Source organism: Chitinophaga filiformis (assembly GCF_023100805.1).
Taxonomy (GTDB): Bacteria; Bacteroidota; Bacteroidia; order Chitinophagales; family Chitinophagaceae; genus Chitinophaga; species Chitinophaga filiformis_B.
Genome location: NZ_CP095855.1, coordinates 3,313,714 through 3,334,832, shown reverse-complemented (window position 1 = coordinate 3,334,832; position 21,119 = coordinate 3,313,714). Strand labels below are relative to the sequence as shown.

General features: G+C 47.7%; 15 protein-coding genes. 9 read left to right on the top strand and 6 right to left on the bottom strand.

What is annotated here, in order from left to right; genetic code table 11:
* Nucleotides 1–3 precede the first annotated feature (3 nt).
* Genes MYF79_RS13325 through MYF79_RS13315 form a run of 3 tightly spaced genes read right to left on the bottom strand, consistent with a single transcriptional unit; the run spans nucleotide 4 to nucleotide 3,205 of the window.
* Complete coding sequence (locus tag MYF79_RS13325; RefSeq protein WP_247814377.1) at nucleotides 4–1,491, bottom strand: hypothetical protein; 1,488 nt, start codon at nucleotides 1,489–1,491, stop codon at nucleotides 4–6.
* 2 nt (nucleotides 1,492–1,493) lie between these two features.
* The gene (locus MYF79_RS13320) at nucleotides 1,494–1,937 is read right to left on the bottom strand and encodes a hypothetical protein (RefSeq protein ID WP_247814375.1); all 444 of its coding nucleotides are present in this window, start codon (nucleotides 1,935–1,937) and stop codon (nucleotides 1,494–1,496) included.
* A gap of 17 nt (nucleotides 1,938–1,954) precedes the next feature.
* Entirely contained in the window at nucleotides 1,955–3,205 is a 1,251-nt protein-coding gene (locus MYF79_RS13315) for a hypothetical protein (protein WP_247814373.1), read from the bottom strand.
* A gap of 242 nt (nucleotides 3,206–3,447) precedes the next feature.
* On the opposite strand from MYF79_RS13315, the gene MYF79_RS13310 reads away from it, so the two are divergent.
* From MYF79_RS13310 to MYF79_RS13290, 5 genes are all read left to right on the top strand, one after another.
* Nucleotides 3,448–3,624 carry a hypothetical protein gene (locus MYF79_RS13310; protein ID WP_247814372.1) on the top strand — a complete coding sequence of 59 codons (177 nt, stop codon included), beginning with the start codon at nucleotides 3,448–3,450 and terminating at the stop codon, nucleotides 3,622–3,624.
* 7 nt (nucleotides 3,625–3,631) lie between these two features.
* Nucleotides 3,632–3,934 (top strand): DUF6804 family protein, encoded by a 303-nt coding sequence (locus MYF79_RS13305; RefSeq protein WP_247814371.1) that lies wholly within the window; start codon nucleotides 3,632–3,634, stop codon nucleotides 3,932–3,934.
* Between the two features lie 113 nt (nucleotides 3,935–4,047).
* On the top strand, nucleotides 4,048–5,553 hold the full coding sequence (locus tag MYF79_RS13300; RefSeq protein WP_247814369.1) for a right-handed parallel beta-helix repeat-containing protein: 1,506 nt from the start codon (nucleotides 4,048–4,050) through the stop codon (nucleotides 5,551–5,553).
* Nucleotides 5,554–5,851: 298 nt separating this feature from the next.
* Nucleotides 5,852–6,994 carry a helix-turn-helix domain-containing protein gene (locus MYF79_RS13295; protein ID WP_247814368.1) on the top strand — a complete coding sequence of 381 codons (1,143 nt, stop codon included), beginning with the start codon at nucleotides 5,852–5,854 and terminating at the stop codon, nucleotides 6,992–6,994.
* A 74-nt stretch (nucleotides 6,995–7,068) separates the two neighbouring features.
* Nucleotides 7,069–9,933, top strand: a complete 2,865-nt coding sequence (locus MYF79_RS13290; RefSeq protein ID WP_247814366.1) for a M1 family aminopeptidase — start codon at nucleotides 7,069–7,071, stop codon at nucleotides 9,931–9,933.
* A gap of 5 nt (nucleotides 9,934–9,938) precedes the next feature.
* Here the strand turns inward: MYF79_RS13290 and MYF79_RS13285 are convergent, their stop codons facing one another.
* The 3 genes from MYF79_RS13285 to MYF79_RS13275 form a co-directional block, all read right to left on the bottom strand.
* Entirely contained in the window at nucleotides 9,939–11,063 is a 1,125-nt protein-coding gene (locus tag MYF79_RS13285) for a DUF692 family multinuclear iron-containing protein (RefSeq protein WP_247814364.1), read from the bottom strand.
* A 372-nt stretch (nucleotides 11,064–11,435) separates the two neighbouring features.
* A complete protein-coding gene (locus MYF79_RS13280) occupies nucleotides 11,436–11,660 on the bottom strand; it encodes a hypothetical protein (RefSeq protein WP_247814362.1) in 225 nt (74 codons plus the stop codon).
* Between the two features lie 88 nt (nucleotides 11,661–11,748).
* Nucleotides 11,749–13,515: an ABC transporter ATP-binding protein gene (locus tag MYF79_RS13275; protein WP_247814361.1), complete on the bottom strand. Its 1,767-nt coding sequence runs from the start codon at nucleotides 13,513–13,515 to the stop codon at nucleotides 11,749–11,751.
* A 461-nt stretch (nucleotides 13,516–13,976) separates the two neighbouring features.
* On the opposite strand from MYF79_RS13275, the gene MYF79_RS13270 reads away from it, so the two are divergent.
* From MYF79_RS13270 to MYF79_RS13255, 4 genes are all read left to right on the top strand, one after another.
* Nucleotides 13,977–14,567: an RNA polymerase sigma factor gene (locus MYF79_RS13270; protein ID WP_247814359.1), complete on the top strand. Its 591-nt coding sequence runs from the start codon at nucleotides 13,977–13,979 to the stop codon at nucleotides 14,565–14,567.
* Nucleotides 14,568–14,654: 87 nt separating this feature from the next.
* Nucleotides 14,655–15,671, top strand: a complete 1,017-nt coding sequence (locus MYF79_RS13265; RefSeq protein WP_247814357.1) for a FecR family protein — start codon at nucleotides 14,655–14,657, stop codon at nucleotides 15,669–15,671.
* Between the two features lie 272 nt (nucleotides 15,672–15,943).
* Nucleotides 15,944–19,330: a SusC/RagA family TonB-linked outer membrane protein gene (locus MYF79_RS13260; protein ID WP_247814355.1), complete on the top strand. Its 3,387-nt coding sequence runs from the start codon at nucleotides 15,944–15,946 to the stop codon at nucleotides 19,328–19,330.
* A 17-nt stretch (nucleotides 19,331–19,347) separates the two neighbouring features.
* Entirely contained in the window at nucleotides 19,348–21,117 is a 1,770-nt protein-coding gene (locus tag MYF79_RS13255; protein ID WP_247814353.1) for a RagB/SusD family nutrient uptake outer membrane protein, read from the top strand.
* The last annotated feature ends 2 nt before the right edge of the window (nucleotides 21,118–21,119 follow it).

Genomic DNA, 21,119 nt, shown 5'->3' with positions numbered 1-21,119 from the left:
CAATTATAGGTTTAATTCTTCATTGACAATAGCAGCTGTTGCTGCAGAAAACAATGCCAGCAGCTTACGGGGCTTACTCAAATGATCCAGTTCGGGTTCCAACTTTGACAGTACCTTCAAAAAGTTATTTATTCCGGCAGCGTCCAGCATGCGCTTCATAAAACTCGTTTTGCCGGGCATTCCATTGATGAGGTTATAGATATCCTTCCCATTCTTTCCGGTATCAATAGCAGAAAATGCAACGTTAGAGTAAGCCATTTCATTCAGCCATTCGGTATAATGGCGGTTGAATACAGTGATAGCGCCGCGGTACCGGCCATCCAGTTCTTCCGGCGTCAGTTTGTTATTCCCGTGATTCGCCCATGCTTCGCCTTTCTTCCTTGAGAACTCTTCATAGTGGTTGTCCATAAAACTTCTGAAAAGACTGAACCGGGTCAATGGTTTGGCAAGGAGATCATAGGTCTGTCTTGATAGATCGGGGAAAGTAATATTCATCGTTTCTTTTCCGAGGCCAAATTCAAAATATTTAGGGTTGACGGCTTTCCGGTCATCACTGACCTGCAGTTTATTATCTTCCAGCGCCATAAAGTCGACAATGCTAAGTGCCGCAGCCAGCTCTATAAAGTGCGCCTTGTTCCTTTGTTCACTCGCGCCATCTGCGCCTTTCTGATCGTTGGTCACTTTATCGCCTATATAATACAGGGCATTCACTGCCCGGTTACTTTCCGCTGTTATATTGCGCGCGTAATAAGATAAGGCCGCCTTCGTTTTAGTAATGAAGGCATTACTATCGATGGTAACTCCACTTACCTTGTCTACACCAAAATATGGCAGTACCACCACTGCACCGACCTTTGCCCGCTGCAGGTAAAAATGCCTGGGTATGGGTGGCGCTGCATCCCGGATGTTCTTCACCAACAGCGGAAACCCTGCAGCACCGGTGCCGCCAAAGATCGAACCGATAATAAATACCCTGTCCTGCTCTTCGAAACTGGAAGCAAATTTTCTAAAAAAGGGCGCCTCCTTAAATTTATTCAATACCACACTGCCGATATTAGGATTGCCTTTGAAGCCAACTTCCATATCGGCATTCAGGTTGGCTGTAGAAAACAACAGCGATGCGAAGGCCTTATTATTTCTATCAAGTTCGCTGTAGCCGATGAATTCTTTGAACTGTTGTTCCTTTACGCCATCGATATCGAATTTAAAATTATCTGACAGGAAACCGCCATCACCCAATTCGTCGAGAGAGGAGATCATCGTTTTGAAGAAATCGCTGTTGCCGGAAGCGCCATTCTCCCGGATTGCCTTGTAGGTTTTGAGCAGGTCGACGGTGCGCGTAAGGTCCCCGTTGGAGGTGTCCGGGTCGATGATAACAGGTACAATAGCATCGGTGTTCTTTATCTCCACGCCGGCAGCCATTAACATGGTAAAGGCCTTTACTACCCGGGATCCTGTACCACCTATTGCAAATAAAAATAGCTTTGCCATGGTCAAAAAGGGATTTTTTTGTTACAGATGCTTTTCCATTTAATAAAGAGAGACAGCAATACTGACCAGAGCACAGAATAAATGGCCGCGCTGAGGCCGAAGCCCATGCAATCGCCACTGTGGAAGGATAACTGTTCGCAGTAATTCCGGTTCACCAGGTCCCTGTAGGCCCCCAGGAAAGCGATCAGGTAAATAATGAATGCTCCTGTAAAGACGTTTATCAGCCACCAGCCTAATTTGTTAAAGGGTTGCCTGTTTAACAATCCATAATAATAATTCAGTATGATTAGGGCATTCACCACAATCATAAAAAGGAATACAATGTTGTAGGCAGATTGGCGGGACATATTCTGACAGTCCACGCCCAGACCGCGTAAGTGCTCTCCGAGTCCGCCGGAGGTAGAATACAATCCTACAGCTTCAAACAAGCCGGGTAAAATATCCATGGTGTTGAGTTTTGGTATTAGTTATTAATCTCAATAGTTCTTATGGGTAACTTAAATGCCCGGTCTGTGCTGGCACCTTTGTATGCATCAGATATACCTGTTACTAATTGCTTAAAGCCGAAGGTCTGATGCTGCTGAATGCTGTCTGAAGGGGTCCTGTCATTCTCATTACCCGTTTTTATAACCCAGGAAGGAATGTCATATGCCAGCAGCAATTTCAGGAAATAAGGCGGGTGTAATTGTTTGGTCGATAAAGTAATATTATATGGTTGCTGCCCGGTCGTTTTATTAACAGCTACTACTGAAAATCCATCATTAACCATATAATGCTGTGTATTCAGCAGGTAGTCGTCCAGGTAGCCCAGTTGCCTGAGGTCTGCATCGAAAGAGAACTGGAACACACCCTTGCTCATTTCTGCTTCAGAGATCCGCATCATGCAGGAAGGCTTCACGAATTCAAAATTCCCTTTCCTGTTTTTATAGGTCATGACAGCATAAGCGGCATCTGCAGGCTCATTGGCCGACAGGCAATAACTGGCTTCAAATCCGGGATAATGTTTAAAGTCTATTTTTTGCAGTATGGATGCGAGGTTAAGCTTCTTACCGAATATCAGCAAATAGAATGGGCGGTTGATGTTCTTCACTTTCACCGGTTTTCCACCGGCCGCTTCTGCATAATAGGTTCCGGTAAAGTTAGCGTTATACTTGATGATAATGGTGGAGAGACTACCTTCAGCCTGCAACTTTTTTGCCATGAAGACCTTTAATTCCGCAGCAGCGGAAGCAGGGTTGCCATCTTTAGCTGAGAAGATACAGTCGGATATCAGTATACTTACTTTTCTTTCCATGTTGCTGGTGCAGGAATCGATGATCTGGGGAAGTGGCGAAGATCCGTTTGAGGGACATAAATTTCTAAGTGCATTAGGGGTCAGCCCCATGATACTTTTGACGAAAGACGTGCCATCTTCCGGGTGAAAAGGGCAAACACGCCCGCCTATCAGGAAAACGTTCGGTTCCTGTTTCAGATAAGCCGGAATATCACTTACAAAATTCATCAGCACCGTTTTAAAGTCTGAAGTATTACCGAGATAACCGGCCATGCTACCTGAATTTTCTATATAGATACTATAGCTTACAGCAGGCTCTGTATATTTGGGCGCACTACAGCTGCCGCTATTTGGCCGGCCTGTCCCTGAGCCGCAGCCCAGCAAAAATGTCAATATACACATCAGGGGTATTCCACGGGTCGGGGTATTCGCATTCTTCATGTTATTGGGATTTTTTTGTACCAGCAGGTATATCTCTTTGTCCCAGCAAAAATGAAACTAAGTTCTGACGGAAAAAACCTGGGCAGGAGGGGGAAATTTCCCCTTTTTTTAATCCCGCATAATATCCGGATCTGTGACAGGGGATTTTTCCCGTATTTGCTGCGCACCTGCGCTCTATATGGATTTAAGCTTTAGCTTTAAATCCCGGAAACACTTCGTCATTTACCTCTAAAACCTCAGATATGAATTACTATTATGGTTCAGTTATCGTTGTTATAGGCATCCTTATACTCTTAATAGCCTTGTATGTAGCCCTTGTGCGGTGGGTGCTCCGTATCAATGATATCGTGTTTTACCTCGACAAGATAAATGAAAAGCTGCACCGGCTGGAACAGCGGGATTTAGGATCTGAAGAATAACTTCAACATGCGCTCCTTTACCTTCCTTATAGCTGTCCTGCTCTTCGTAGCAATTTTAAAGCTGCCAATTGCCTATTATACCGTACTGCGAATATTGGTGTTCATCTGCGCTTTATTGCTTATCAGAAGATCCTATCAACAGCACCTGGTATTTTGGGTCTTTATATTGCTGGTGATCGCTGTTATCTTTAACCCCATCCTGCCAGTGTATTTATACAGGAAGTCAAGCTGGATACCTATTGATATTGCGGCTGGTATACTTTTTCTGCTAAAGGCGATCCTGTGGGATCAAAACAAAGGGCTTACCTAACGCTGATATAGCGCCGGCTGGCTTCCCTGTTTTCATTAATTTAACAGATCGTATATATACTTTATAGGACATTCCCCACGTTAGTGGTTAGTTAATAAATTAACTTAACCATTATGAAACCATTATTCCTTGTAGCATCGTGTGCTATTGTGCTCACATCCTGTTCGAAAAACCTGGAGCAGCTTGACAACAATGAAAACTTAGCCGCAGGACCTGCTATCGCAGTCCAGGATTATTTTGTAAGCCCTACTGGCAGTGACAACAATGACGGCAAATCGCCGGAAAAAGCTTTTAAAACCATTCAAAAAGCAGCCAACCTTGCCAAACCAGGAACAACAGTACACCTGGCCGGAGGCATTTATCAGCAGCAACTGGAAATCAATGTGTCCGGAACTGCCGAACAGCCGATCACTTTCAGTGGTTCTCCCGATGCGCCAGCCTATATCCAGAAGGGCGGCGCCAATAGTGCCATCGTAACCATTGCAAATCAAAGCCATATTCGTCTTTATGGCCTGAATGTCGGCAAGGTCACTAAGAAAGATGCCCAGGGCATCCTCATCACCGCCACTTCAACAGGTACTGTGACAGACATTGAGCTGAATCATGTAAACGTGTCTGAAGTAGCATGGACTACCACACCTACCCAAACGCCCGGCGATAACGATAACGCTCAGGGTATCATCGTCTATGGGGAAGGTAAAACACAGGCAAACGCAGTTAGCAACATCCGTATTGACAGTTGTAAAGTGTTCAATAACATCACCGGTTACAGCGAGGCTATTTCCCTCGATGGTAACATTGATGGTTTCCGCATCACGCATTGTGAAGTGTATAACAACACTAACATTGGTATTGCATTGATTGGCAACTACCGTGTAAGCAGCACAGCCTCTCTTGACCAGGCCCGCAATGGTGTGGTTAGTCAGAATAACTGCTATAATAACGTTGCCGACTATGCGACCAGTGGTGGTATTTATGTAGATGGTGCGCGTGACATCAAAATTGAAAGGAACTGGTGTAAAGGCAATGGCTACGGTATAGAAGTAGGCGCCGAAGAGAATGGCTCTGCTTCCAATATCACCGTAGTGGCAAACGTACTGCAGGAAAACAGGGAAGCCGGCCTGGCGCTCGGTGGTTACAATTCAGAGACCAGCGGCCAGGTACTGAATGCAACTATTATCAATAATACTTTTTACAGGAACAGTGTGAACGCATCCACCGGAGAGATCGCGATGACCAAGGCATCTAATTGTGTTGTGTCGAATAACATCTTCTATACCAATGCGAAGCTGCTTTTCTATGTAGAATCTATCACTCCTCAGCAGAACAACCGTTTTGACTATAACACATGGTTTACACCAACAGGTACGGTGTCTGTACAATGGGCAGGCAAAAGCTATTCAAGCTTTGCTACTTATCAGACAGGCGCTAAACAGGATGCGCATTCTATCAATAAAGATCCGCTGTTTGTAAGTACAAGCGATTTCCATCTGCAAAGTGGCAGCCCTTCCCGTAACATAGCCGATGTTACTGCGATCAAAGACGCCACACAACTGGATAAAGACGGTCTGCCGCTGGTGAAGAACAATGTGAGCAGTATGGGTGCTTACCAGCAATAAGCATCGTTTAAATGACTACCGGCTCCGTCAGGTACCCGAATAAAACGAGGAAAACTCAAAAATAAAAATAAGCGCTGAGAATCGCTTCAAGGACTACCTTACTCAATCAGGTACCTGAAAAAAACCAGGCTGTATCAAGTATGATACAGCCTGGTTTTTTTAGTTAAAAGAGCAGGTCTGATCCTGCGCACCGATAGCCTCTTCCGGATGCTCTATTGGTGCCCGATTGGGCAGCACCCGACTTTAGATAATACCAAGCCCAAATAATCCCTATCTTTAAAAGCCAAACATCCGGGCCATGACCTTTGCTGAATTTTTCCACATCCTGATCCTCCTGGGTTTTCTACAGGGGCTTATCATGAGCATACTGCTGTTCTTCTCCAAAAAAAGATCCCACCCCAACCGTTTACTCGGTACGCTCATATTGCTTATTGCACTGGCATGCCTTAACCTGTATCTCTTTGAATCGTCCTGGTTCACCGGCAACCCTGTACTGAACCTGCTGGGCAATCTCATTCCGCTGGTGATCATTATGCCCCTTGGCCCATTGTTGTATTTCTATGTCAAAAGCACCATGGATCCCACATTCAGGCTTAGCCGGAAGCAGGCGGTACATTTCATGCCGGTCATCATAGATTGTGGTGCTCAGCTCAGCGTTGTGATATATTTTACAGGTGCTTTATTAGGCTTTTCCGTACCGGCGCCCGCATCCTGGGGGCGTTTTATAGACGACTATAACGTATATGCTGATATTCCCCGATGGGGTTCCGTGACCGTGTACCTCTGGCTATCTGCCAGGTATCTTGCCGGGGTAAGTACGGAGAAGAGCCCTCATTACCGGTGGATGCGCCAGTTTGTCCGTCTCTTCCTCGTTTTTCAGATCATATGGTTTATTTACCTGGTCCCCTACGTGATACCCTCCCTGACGGATAAGGTGTTGAATACGGTAGACTGGTACCCGGTATATATTCCCCTGGTGGTGCTGATCTACTGCCTGGGAATAAAAGGTTACCTGATGGCGCCGGAGGAGGCACCGGTTGCCAGGAAAATAGTGGCGCCTCCGCCCCTGAAGTTGATAGCGGAAGCGGAGCCATTACTGAAGAAAGCCATGGAGCAGGACCGCCTGTACCTGGATCCCGAGTTGAACCTGGCCCTCTTAGCGAGGCATACCGGCCTGCCCCAGAAAACCATTTCCCTGGTATTGAACCAGCACCTGCAGAAAAGCTTCAATGAATTTGTGAACGGGTACAGGGTGGAAGCCTTTAAAGAGCATGCCCGGCAACTCCGCCAGGACAATATGACTATCCTGGCCATGGCTTTCGACGCCGGCTTCAATTCGCAGGCAACTTTCCAGCGGGCCTTCCGGACGCATACCGGTATGTCGCCCAGAGAGTACATGACCCGGCACCTGGAAAAGCAGCCAAAACCGGAAAATGAATAGGAAAATGTTATTCAATTCCGGATTTGAGTAGATATACCAGCCTGAAATAGCGTGCTTTAGGGCAAAAAAGGAAAATGAAACATTACATGCGTCTTTGTTTGTTATGGCTGGTGTTTGCCACAAACCAGGTTCTTGCCCAGGAGAAATTCATCACGCTTTCGGGTAGGGTGACTGATGCAGTGACCCATCAACCTGTTATTTATGCCAATGTCCAGTTGGAAAATGGTAGCATCGGTACCGTCGCTAATACAGCAGGTGAATTCGTTTTTAAAATAGCGGAAAAATTCTGGCAGGATACCCTCCTGATTTCCTGTATCGGTTATAAGACGGTCACCATGCCCCTGCCGCAGGCCAGCTTACAGGATATGGAGGTCCGGCTGGAACCTTCCGTTTACCAGCTTCCGGCAGTATCGGTCAATGTGCGCGATGGTTTCGGTATCCTGAGAAAGATGATCAGTCGTATACCGGAGAATTATGATACAGCAGACGTGAGGCTGACCGCTTTTTACAGGGAAAATATCCGCCTGGCAGCCGATACGATCAATTTCAATGAATCCGTACTGGATATTTACAAAACATACCGTACCGGCCGGGACTATAAAGACCAGATCCGTATTATAAAAGGACGTAAAAAGCAGGTGGACTGGAGCAAAGATCCCCAACTGTATCAGTGGATCGGCAATATTACGAATACAGCTTACTCCTCCCTGAATGAAGACTTACAGAAATACCTTGATGTAAAGCATAATATACTGAATGAGCGCAACTTCCGCTATTATACCTGCGACTACCGGGAGACCATCCGCGAAGGCGACCGCAATTTGCTGGTATTGTACCTGCAGCCCAAAGAAGATAGCCGCAAAGCGCTGGTACAGGCGAAGATATATGTTGATGAAGCCACCACGGCGCTGGTAAGGTGTGAATTAGAGACCACTCCGGCGGGGAATGACTACTTGAACCATCACCAGAAGGGTGGTCTCAGCTACACGCTCATGTCCAAGATTGTAAAGGCGAGCTTCGACTTCACAAAGATCGCGCTGGTGATCACCTACAAGCGGTATGGCGATAAAACTTACCTGAGTACTGTGCAGCGCCACTGGGATCTATTACTCAACAGCAGAAAAAGGGGCATGAAAGACGTTCCCTGGACGGGTGATTTTTACCTGCTGGTCACCGATGTGAACAAGGATAGTTTGCAACGCTTTGCTACAGGTATCAGTAACGATAAGGCATCCATGAACCAGGAGGTCAGGAATGACAACGATCCCGCTTTCTGGGAAAATTATAACATCCTCCTGCCGGTGCTGCAGGATTCAGTTAAACAAAAAAAGGAAGCCGCCCTGCCCTCACCCAAAGTAACCCATGTTTCCAACCGGCAGAACGGCTTTACCCGGGCAGATACCCTGCGTGGCATGTTATCGCCCCTGCGTTCCTGTTACGATGTCAGTTTTTATGACCTGGATGTGGACGTCGACATGGAGCAGCGTTCCATCAGGGGCAGTAACAGTATCCGCTTTAAGGTAGTGGCCCCCTTCAACGCGATGCAGCTGGACCTGTATGCCAATATGCGCATTGAAAAGATCCTGTATGGCAGGCAGCCCTTGTCATTTACCCGGGAGGAGGATGCCGTATTTGTGCGATTCCCCAACATACTGTCTGCCGGCAGTGAAGCAACGATCACGGTGTATTACGATGGCGCACCACAGACGCCTGACTTTAAGATCCCGATGCATGGAGGTGTATTGTGGGACAAGGACGAAGAGGGTAATCCCTGGGTACAGGTAGTATGCCAGGGCTCCGGCGCCAGTTTATGGTGGCCCAACAAAGATCACCTGTCGGACGAACCGGACAGCATGCGCATCTCCATCACTATACCAAATGGCTTCACGGAGATCTCCAATGGGAGGTTGCAAGGGAAAACACCGGCAGGTGCAGATAAAACCCGGTATGAATGGCGGGTGACCTACCCTATCAATAATTATAATGCTACCTTTTGCATCGGCAAATACACACGTTTTAAGGACGCCTATATCAGCGGCCATGATACACTGACGCTGGACTATTACGTTATGCCCTATAACCTGGAACGTGCCAGGACTATGTTTGCACAGGTAAAGCCTATGCTGGCATGTTTTGAACAACATTTCGGGAAATACCCTTTTCCACGTGACGGTTTTACGTTGCTGGAAAGCCCTTATCCGATGGAGCATCAGAGCAGTGTATGCATAGGAAAGATCAAAGAAGGAATGCGCCTGGACTATACACCAATGATCTGGCATGAATCAGCGCATGAATGGTGGGGCAATGCCATCAGCTGTAAAGACATTGCCGATATGTGGATGCATGAGGCATTTGCCACGTATGCGGAAAGTATTGTGATGGAGTGCCGCGTAGGTAAAACACCGGGCATCGCGTACCTGAATCACCAGAAAGACCAGGTAAATAACCGGGAGCCGATAAGTGGCGTGTACAATGTAAATCATATCCACTACGATATCGGGGACATGTATACCAAAGGAAGCCTCATGTTGAATACTTTCCGCTTTGTGCTGGATAAAGACACCCTGTGGTTTAACCTGCTAAAGGATATACAAGCGCATTTCCGTTACCAGACACTATCGGCTGAGGACCTGGTGACATATATTTCTCAGCGTACGGGAAAGGATTACAGCTGGTTCTTTGAGCAGTATCTGAAATGTACAAGTTTGCCGAAACTGGAAATATCCCTGAAAGAAAGCGGCCACGATCTACGCCTGCGATACCGCTGGCTGGCAGATGTGGCAGGATTCCGGATGCCTGTAAAGGTAACACTGGCGCCTGGCCGCTTTGGCTTTATACATCCAACAACTGACTGGCAGGTCATGACCCTGAAGCACATGAGGGAAGATGATTTTGAGGTGGATGAAGAGCATTTTTATATAGAGGTAGCGGAGGTGTAAGTAGCCTACTTCTTCCACTTCTGCGCAATCTTAACAGCCGTCTCAATCATATATGGCTCCCATTGTTCTATGCGCCAGTCTGAGCCAGCCAGGGAAGATTGCCGGAGCGCATACATCGCCTCAGCATAAGAACCGGATGATTCAAGAATAGCAGAAAGTTCCAGCTGTTGCTGATATAGTGTCATATCTTCAACAACGGCGTCAATTGACAAAGGGGATATTGGCAGGAAGGGATCTGATGAACCTGTATCACGATCATGATTGTGTTTACGAACAATCTCCTCCATCTGCAGGAAATCATTGTAAAAACACTGCCTGCTGATTGCTGTTGACAGGCCATTACCCAATTGTTCCAGCACAACATATTTGAGATGCGGGCACCTGGGCATCGTCATTTCCAGTAGATGAAAAACCTCATCGGGCACAGCATCATCATGCGTATCTCTTCTTACGCGACGGCTGGGATCAACGGCAGAATCGTCCCAGCTGCCACCGGAAATATGAATTTCCCGGACACGCTCCAACGGATACAGGGCAATCATCTCATCAAAGGAGATATCAAAATTACGGAGCTGGCAATACAGGTTGTGGAGATCGAGAATAATAAAACCATTGACCGGCTCGAGCAGCTGTTCCAAAAAGGCGCCATGTCGCTTTACTTCATCCAGTGAATAGGAAAAGGCCAGGTTCTCCAGACCTACCGGTCGCCTGCAGGCATGATAGATCCTTTTCAGCCTGTCCCTCCCAATGTTGAGGGTCGCGGCAGTATAAGGGATATTCAGTGGTGCGCCATGATGGAAATCTTTTCCTGTCATGAACCCGAAGTGTTCCGTGATATGATCAAAGCGGAACTCAGTAGCGGTCTGCTCCAGGTGCCTTAACCAGCGCTCCTGTTCGGGCAACCACTTCCCCGAAAAAAGGGAGAAAAAGACACCATGACCGATCAGTCTTTGTTCATTGCCAAAGGCCGTCAGCAGCTCCCGGAACCAGGAGGGCACTTCCTTTACCTTGTATAATGCGTCAAAAGACCATTCTATGGCTTCTACCCTGGACTCTTCCATCAAAGGCAAACATGCAGCCAGGATGTTTGCATCCAGATTACAGGCAATAGCGGATAATACTTCAGGCACCTTTTTGAAATTACAGCGTAAATGTCAGATGTGAATTATCAACCCATACCACAGGCCGGACAATTGTCCAAAGGTTGATTCTGTTTGGGTTTCTCCTTGGGCTTGGGTTGATCGTCTTTGCCACAGGAAACTACAGTTGTTTGAATTGCAATGCCAATAAGGATGGCGCTGAGAAGTGATTTTGGAAGCTTCATTTCTTCTGCTTTTTGAGAGATGAGGAAATATTTGATTATTGTCCCTGCTACGGTCACAGTCAGTACAGGTCTCGGGAATTAACTGTTAAACGTGGCAACAAAAGAAAGGTTACAGGCTGAGACAAAATTTTGGGGCAGACAAACTCAGGCGCTGATAACGAAGCCTGCATAAACAAGCCTATACCATAACATCTGGTATTTCCAACAGCATGATAGATTCTCCCAATCCCAGCTTTAGTTCCCTTTTTGTCAGCAGTAATATTTCCATATACCCCAGGCCCATTTGCTTTAGTGCGGGTGGAACATGCTTTAAATTTTCCTGCTGGTTGTCATAGATCTGGTGAAACCTGTCAACTACTTCCTGAGAAAAATCGCAGGAATTTTCGATCGCATTTTTAATCATAGTATAAATAGATAATTGTACATGACGGCGCTCAGGCCCCGTAAGAAAGGTGAAATTCATCCTTACGGGGCCGGGCAAGGTCATTTAATTATTTACCTGCATCTTTCTGGTGTTTCCATAGTTCCTGGAAAATAGCACTGTGCTCACGCAGGTGTTCAAAGGTCCCTTCTGCCACAATACTACCCTGCCTGAGCACATAAATGTAATCGAACTGATACAGGAGGTGCAGGCGGTGCATAGAGGAAATAAGCGCCTTGTCTTTGAAAGCAGTGAACATCTTCTGGTAGATCATTGCTTCTGTTTTCGGGTCTACACTGCTGGTAGGTTCATCCAGCAGGACAATTTCGCTTTCACGGGCGGCGAGAATACCCCTGGCCAGCGCCAATCTTTGCTTCTGGCCACCAGAGAGGTTTACGCCTTTTTCCCGTATGTCCGATTCCAGCCCTTTCGGGAGATGATGGATCACATCTGTGAAATGGGCACTTTCACTAACGGCCATTATTTCATCATCTGTAAAAGGAAGACCAAGTGTGATATTGTAGGCAATGGTGTTTTCAAATATCTCCGGCTCCTGCGGGAATAAGGTGACGGTTTCGTTGATAGTGGCCAGTCCGAAGGACTTACCATCTACCTGCAATTCTATGCCTGGCTGGGGCGTATACAAACCTCTCAACAAAGACAGCAGGGTACTTTTTCCGCTGCCGCTTTCACCGATCAGGGCAATCTTCTTTCCCTTGCCGATAGTAAGGTGCAGGTTATGCAGGCTTTGCGGGGCATGCTCACTGTCGTATTGATCACGGTGCGAGAAATGAAGGTTCCTGATCTCAATGGTCTGCCAGTTATCGGGCAAATCAGTGAGTTGATCGGGACGATGCTGTTCCTTGTAAGCCTTCTCAATATTACGGGCCGTTTCTACATGGGTATTGAACTGCACGATCTCCGTGTATTGCCAGGCTACGTCATGGAACACCGTAGTGAACTGTGTAACAAAACCCAGCAGGGTAATCAGTCCGGCTACAGGAAATACCGTACCCGATTCCCAGTGCTGGTACACATATCCCGCCGCAACAACCACATAAATGAGGGTCACTAACATCTCGGCCGCAAACCACTTCCATTCGTTGATCGCAGCATTCTTCCGGAACGGCCGCGCAATCAGCTGTACTTTACTCAGCAATCCGCTCTCCATGCTTTTTTCCAGGCGAAGTGTGATCACTGTCATGATATTTGACAGGCTGTCGAACAGTGTTGAAGACACTACATGCTCCTTCTCATTTACCTCATCGAGCGTTTTGATGAAAGGCTTGTCGAATTTCATGATCACCCAGATGGTGACAAAGCCCAGCAGGATACCTATACTGCCGAACAGCGGAGAGAAATACAACATGGCAACGACAGAAAACATAAACTTCCCCAGTGCATGGATGTACATAAATCCTTTATCGAAAAATTCCTTCAGGGCCTCATAGGCCTTGCGGATACGGTTGATGGTGGAACCACTGTGATGGTCCTGGTGCCATTTTATAGGCAGGTGCAGGGCCTGGTGGTAGCGCTCCATCAGGAAGTTACGGCTGAGGTTGAAAGCCAGTTGCCGCTCCATGACACGTGCAGGCCCGTGGAAGAACCATTCCACAAGCTTCATTAAGAAGTAACTAATAGCGTAAAGGAATGTGTAGTGCAAAACCCGCTGCGTATCCTGCTGGATCTTCCCGATAAACCATCCAAAAAGAATGGGGTTCATGGAATAGACCATATTCGCAAGAATGAATAATGCGTATACGAGTATGTATTTCTTTCTTTCCTGGCGCGCATAATGATATGCTGTCCGCAATAAAGCGATATATGGATTAGGCATTGTATGGCTAATGAAAAGGTTAATAATAGGGTTCTTCCCGGGAGATTGCCGGAAATAATATGGTCAGAGCGGGCTACGACAGCAAAAGCCGGCGAAAAATACTACCGCCTAATAAATGAAGGTCATCAGAAACCTGTGTTTCATTGTTAGAGTTTTATAATGGAAGTGCAAAGGTCTGAAATTTTTTTGAAACAGATGAATGTTCATCCATATCCCAATCTAAGGAGCCCGCTCCCCTTCCACAGCGATGACACAGAACGCACTTCAGCCGGCAAGGTCAGATGCTGCTCAAGCAGGTACTGGTCCACTGCTGCCAGTAGCCAGGATGCCCGGTGAGCCTATATATTACTAAAAATAACCGCTTAAGGGCTATATTCATAGCATTAATTTCCATACCTTACACTCATCAGCTTTATTCTGGGGGAGTAATACCACGTTTTTCTAAATTAATTACCTGGTTAGTGACAAGTGTAGTAAAATCTTTGGATTGGGATCTGATCATCCGTCTGCGGGATGGAGATGAATCTGCATTCCGGGTGGTATTTGACCAATACAGCCAGAAGATTTATGGTGTAGCGTACCAGTTCCTTAAAAACAGGGAGCAGAGCAAGGAAGTAGTGCAGGAAACCCTGTTACGGCTTTGGGAGCACCGCTTACAATTAAACAGTGAATATCCGCTGGCCCCCTGGTTATTTACCATCGCGAGAAGGGTGACTTTGAACATGTTACGGCAAACAGCCACCTCACAGGCTGCCCGTAAGAAGCTATGGCTGACCATGCACCCCGAGCATAATGACACTGAAGAAGCCATTCTCAGCGCCGACCTGGAACGCATCACCTCCCAGGTGTTAAATACCCTGCCCCTCCAGCAGCAAATGGTTTTCCGGCTAAGCAGATTCGAGGGGCTTACCTATGAAGAAATTGCCGCCCGGATGCAAATATCCGTACATACCGTAAAATACCACCTGACAGGCGCCTTAAAGACCCTGCGTGCCTGCTTTGACAAGACCGAGATCCTCCTGCCGGTTTTCTTCCTGACCCTTTTTTATTAATTTTTTTTAAAACTGACTACCCGATCGGGCAGGCTCGCGTGTATTGCACTATATCACCTTTTTTAGGACATATAAAATGTAATCCACGTGAATGAGGAACGTATATATCAACTGCTCGGCTACCTGGTCAACAATAATATCAATGCGGACGATTATGATGAACTGATGCGCTGCCTGGAGGAGGCAACAGAAAATCCTGCACTCCAGTCGGCCATAGATCGGATGTGGGCAGAGCTTAGCCCTGCACAGCAATTAAGGCCCGATGAATCGGATGCATTATATCAGCAGATCACAGAAAATGCGCGTTTTGTCCAACAACCTATACATAAGAAACGCCGCTGGTTAAGCTACGCAGCAGCGATCGTACTGCTGCTGGCCACCGGGGCTGGCGCCTACCTTTGGTTTACGCCTTCCGGCACCGCCCCCCTTGCTTATAAAGAATTGTCAGTCCCTGCAGGCCGGCGGCTGCAGGTCAGGTTAGCCGACGGTTCCATCGTCTGGCTGAAAGGCGGCAGTAAGCTTCGCTATCCGGCCAGTTTTACAGGCAGCACACGGGAATTGTTCCTCAGCGGCGAGGGGTATTTTGATGTAACCCACCGCGACAATCAGCCCTTCCTGGTGCATACCGGCAATGTGACCACCAAAGTGCTGGGAACCGCTTTTAATATTCAGGCCTATGCGCAGCAACTGACAGTGGCAGTAGTAAACGGTAAAGTAAGCGTAGCGGAAGGCAATACCGCGCTGGGAGTAGTAGTAGCCAACCAGCTCCTGGAATATGATCACCAGAATAAACGGGTAGCCCTGAGAGACACCATAGCTGGCAATATGGTGGCATGGACAAAGGGCGAGTTAATACTGGACAACGTAACGATGGAAGAAGCCGCAGTTACCATAGGCAAATGGTATAATGTAGCTATCGTATTCGCCGATCCCGAACTGAAAAGATCCCGTTTTTCCTTCTCCTTCCTGCATGGCGAAAACATAGAGGAAGTGATGGACATGATCAGCCGCCTGAATGGCTTCAGTTACCACATTGAAGGAGATACCATCAACATCGGCCATAAAAACAGTCGCAGCGGCAACCACAACGATAATAAAAGATAAATACAGGTACAGGCAGATACCGGAAAGAAAAAACCGCTGCGGAGGCAACCACAGCGGCAATAAAGGATAATTACAGGTACAGGCAAGTACCTGCAATCAGGTAGATTTTAAACCAGCGTTCAAACCGATTAAAACCAAACAAATCTATGCATTTTTTTGTAAGTCAGGGCTCCACGTTCCCTCCTTATGAACGTTCTGTCCCGCTCAAAACCGTCATTTGGATTATGAGATGCTCCACGTTAGTATTGGCAATACTATTCATCTGCTGTAACATGCTTGTAGCAGCAAAAACAAGCGGTCAGGACATCCGCGAAACTACCATTTCAATGGGCCTTTCAGGGAAAAGCCTGGAGACCGCATTAAAGGAGATCGAACAAAAGACCAGTTTCCGCTTCGGCTACAGGAAAGCCGAAGTAAGCAGGTTCACACATCTCCAGCTTCCCGCATCTACCCGTACGGTAGCGTCTACGCTGGACCTCCTGCTGTCAGGCACTGGTCTTACCTATCAACAGAAAGATCATTACATCTTCATCATTCCCGTTATACCGGTACCTGTACCGGAGAAAACACCACAGCTGCTACAGGAGCTGGTCGTGACGGGCACCGTCACTTCTGCAAAGGGTGAAAAACTACCGGGTGTCAGCATCCGCTTAAAAGGAGCCGCCAACGGCACCAATACAGACCAGGAAGGGAAATTCTCCATCCGCGTGGCTGACGAACAAAGTACCCTGGTTTTCTCTTTTATCGGTTATAACACCAAAGAAGTACCTGTAGCCGGACGTGCCACCATCAATGTACAACTGGAAGAAAATACGACCGCGCTTGGTGAAATAATCGTAGTGGGTTATGGCACGCAGCTGAAAGCTACCAGCATAGCGGCAGTATCTGCAGTGAAAGGAAAAGACTTCGCACAGAAACCCGTGGTGAATATGACCAACAACCTCGTGGGTCGTATGCCTGGTCTTATTGCCGACCAGGGAAGCGGTGAACCTGGACTGGATGGTTCAAGGATTCGGATCAGGGGTACTTCCACCCTTGGTAATGCCAACCCGCTGCTGGTCGTAGACGGCATATACAGAGACTTTTCAAGACTGGACCCCGCCACTATTGAAAGCATTACAATATTAAAGGATGCTGCTGCCGTGGCGCCCTATGGCCTTGCCGGCGCCAATGGCGTTATCCTGGTCACCACCAAAAAAGGAAAGACGGGCGCTCCTGTTCTCTCCTACAACGGTTATGCAGGTTTTCAGAATCCTACCAGGATGCCCCGCATGGTTAACTCCTACCAGTATGCATTACTGGCCAATGAAGCCAACAGGAATGATAATTTCGCACTCTCTTTCACAGATGCACAAATAGCAGGATACAAAAAAACCGTAGATGGCGCAGCAGATGCAGACCGCGACAGGTATCCCAACAGCCGCGGATTGCGGGATGTGATCCAGCGTAATGCCATACTGACCAATCACAACCTGCAATTATCCGGAGGCACTGAAAAGGTGAAATATTTCGCTGCTTTAGGCTATACCAGCCAGGAAGGACAGTTCTCTACTACCAACCTTAAAAAATACAATGCACTGGCCAACCTGGACATTGAAGCAACTAAATATACCCGGGTATCGCTTTCGCTCAGCGGCTGGGTAGAAGATCAGACCTACTCCGGATATTCAGATCCCGGCAGCGGCGATCCCAATAACCGTTACGCTTCTGCTGGCGGAGGCATCATGTACCAGGCCTTCAGAACACCGCCCACCTCCGCCATCTATTATTCCAACGGCCTGTGGGGCAGCTATATCACCAATTCACTGGTAGGTACTATTGCACACAGCGGGTATTCCCGTAACGAGAATACACAGATCATGACCACCTTCAGCATTGAACAGCAATTGCCCTTCATAAAAGGCCTCAGCATCAAAGGTGTGGCCAGTTATGATCCCTACAATACCTATTCTAAAACATGGAAGACACCTATTCTGACTTACAGCGCAGATTTTACAACAACGCCCTACACCTTCAACCCGACTTATATCGGTCCTTCGAAACCAACACTGAACCTGGGCACCAGTCAGAATAAATCGTTCACCTACCAGGGCTATCTTAACTACCATAACACCTTTGGTAAAAACGATGTTACTTTCCTGGGCGTACTGGAATCGCGCACGCAGAAATACTGGGATCTCTCCGGTGGCAGGATCAATTATCCTATAGATATCGATGAACTGGATCGTGGTGGTACTGCACAGGGAGAGCTGTCCAATGGTGGCTCATCATCACAGCAAAGACAGATAGGTTATGTATACCGCCTGAGTTATAACTACGATGGTAAATACCTGGCAGAAGTATCCGGCAGATATGATGGCCACTATTACTTTGCGCCCGGTCACAAATACGGCTTCTTCCCCGCCTATTCACTGGGCTGGAATATGGCCCGCGAAAATTTCATGAAAGATAATGTGACCTGGGTAGACGCACTGAAGCTGCGAGCATCTTATGGCGAATCCGGCAACCTGGCCGGCGGCCCTTTCCAATATCTCACAGGCTATTCCATCTACAACAATGCTGCTGTACTCGACGGAAAGCTAACAGCAGGTATCAGCGAGGTATTGCAGGCCAATACTTCCATTACCTGGGAAAGAGCTAAAAAATCTGATGTGGGAATAGATGCATCGCTGTGGAAAGGTAAACTTACAGTAACAGCCGACTACTTCTACGAAAAACGCTCCAACATGCTGGTGCCTCCTACGGTTACCGTACCGGCGGAATATGGCGTGGGCCTCACAGAACAGAATGCAGCTGTAATGAGTAACCACGGATTTGAAATAGCTGTGGGTACCACGCATACCTTTACCAATGGCCTGCGACTGGACCTGAACGGCAACTTCACTTATGCACAGAATAAACTGCTGCAGGTATTTGAAACAGATGCCACCTACAACAATCCTAACCGCCGCCAGACAGGACGTTCCAATGGCACACAATTCGGATTGAAAGCACTTGGCTATTTTACGCCGGCAGACTTTAACTCAGATGGTTCCCTGAAAACAGGTGTTGCTTCCATTCCCGATGCGCCGGTACATCCCGGCGATCTGAAATATGCAGACCTGAGTGGCCCTTCCGGTAAACCAGATGGTATTATCGACGACAATGACCAGACAGTGATCGGCAGGCCAAACGGTACTCCACAGATGATCTTTGGCCTCTCTCCTGCTTTGTCATGGAAAGGATTTGACCTCAACCTGCTGCTGCAGGCGGCTACCCAGATCAGTCTTCCTGTAGGCGGTAACCTGGTATTCCCCTTCGATCAGCAGGGCTCTGCCAGTGAACTGTATTACAATGATCACTGGACCCCTGCCAATACCAATGCCCTGTATCCGCGTGTCAGCACACAGCCAAAAGATTATAACACCAGGTTTTCTTCCTGGTGGGTAAGAGATGCTTCCTATATCAAACTGAGAAGTGCTGAACTGGGCTATTCCCTGCCTTCAAGACTTACTAAAAGGGTAGGCATACAACAGCTGCGTGTATATGCTGCCGGACAAAACCTGTGGACGTGGACACCGCATATGAAAGAGAAGATTGATCCGGAAGCGCGCTCTTCCAACGGACAATATTACTTCCAGCAACAAACCACCTCAGTAGGTCTGAATGTCACCTTCTAAACAAAACTGAAAGAAAAATGATCACCATAAAACAAAGCTGCCTTATTGCCCTTCTGGGTGTAGCGCTAACAGCCTGTAATAAAAACTCCCTGGAAATATCACCAAGAGATCGCGTAGGCGATGATATTGTATGGGCATCGCCCGCCAATGCAGACCTGTTCCTGAATGATGTGTACAACCAGCTTCCCGACATGAACAATGAAACGGAACACCTGGACCAATATACCGACAACTCTGACGTAGGGGTTACCTGGATGCAGGGATATGCCAATATACGGGTTGCCAATGTCACGCCTTCCAATCTGCCCCGCGGCCCCTGGGACATGTGGTACTGGGGAAAGACAGACAACAACGACGGCAGGACCGGCAACTACGAGAAGATCAGGAAATGTAACCTGTTCATAGAAAAAGTAACGGCATCGGGGCTGCCCGACGACTATAAAATCAAAAGGATCGCTGAGGCACGTTTCCTCCGCGCTATGTTCTATCACTGGCTGTGGATGGCCTATGGCGGTGTACCTGTTATTACAAGAACGCTGGATAACATTACACAGGGCGACAGTATCTATGTACCAAGAAGTACGGAAGAAGCCACCTTCCAGTTTATTACGAATGAACTGGCGGAAATAGCTACCATCTTACCGGCCAGTCAGTCGGAACCCGGCAGGCCTACCAAAGGAGCGGCACTCACCCTGAAAGGATGGTGCGAGCTTTTTGAAGCCAGTCCCCTGCGCAATTCTGGTAGCGCCGCCAGTCCCGGAGGCGACCTGGAGAGATGGAAAAAAGCAGCAGCAACAAACAAGGCGGTAATAGACCTCGGCGTGTATGACCTCTATCCTGACTTCCGCAACTTATTCCTGAAAACAGCTAACAATAGCCTTGAATCCATCTTCGCCAGACAATATATGCCCGGAAAAGGCGGACAGCTGGAAGGTAAGGAAGGCCCTACCATCGTCAACGGCACCGAAGTGGCATGGGGCAATTTCCAGCCTACGCAGGAACTGGTAGATGAATTCTCTATGGCTAACGGAAAGGCCATCGGTGAAGCAGGTTCCGGTTATAATCCGCAGAACCCTTATGCGAACAGGGAAAAGCGCTTCTACCAGACCGTCCTTTTTAACGGCTCTCCCTGGCAGGGTGATACTATCCGGACAATAGCAGGCCTTGGACGGAGTACAGAAAATGAAATAGACCTGGGTTATAGCAGCGATGTTACGCATACCGGTTATTATGCCTGCAAAAGACTGGATGAAAGTATCGTCGGAAGTGATAACAGGGCCAACAGCACCTCCTATCAGAACTACATGTTCTTCCGTTATGCAGAGGTGCTGCTCAGTTTTGCAGAAGCCGAAAATGAAGTGAACGGCCCTACTTCCGATGTGCTGACAGCTGTGAACAAAGTACGTACGCGCAATAATAACCTGCCCACAGTAGAGGCTACATACGGTAGCGTCAATAAAGACAAAATGCGGGAGATCATTCGCCGTGAACGCCGTGTGGAACTGGCCTTTGAAGACAAACGCTGGTGGGATGTACTGCGTTGGAAGATCGCTGATAAGATGGCCGATGGCACACCAGGGGTGTTGAACCGCCCTGAGGTGGGTATGGTCATCACCTCCAATAATGGTACGCTGGTGTACACGCGCACAAATGTGAGTAACCGTTTATTCCTTCCCAAAATGTACCAGATGCCCATTCCGCAGAATGTGCTGGACCGGAATTATAAGATCCGGGCACAGAATGGCGGTAAGGATGCATGGGTGAACGGACAGAATCCAGGGTATTAATC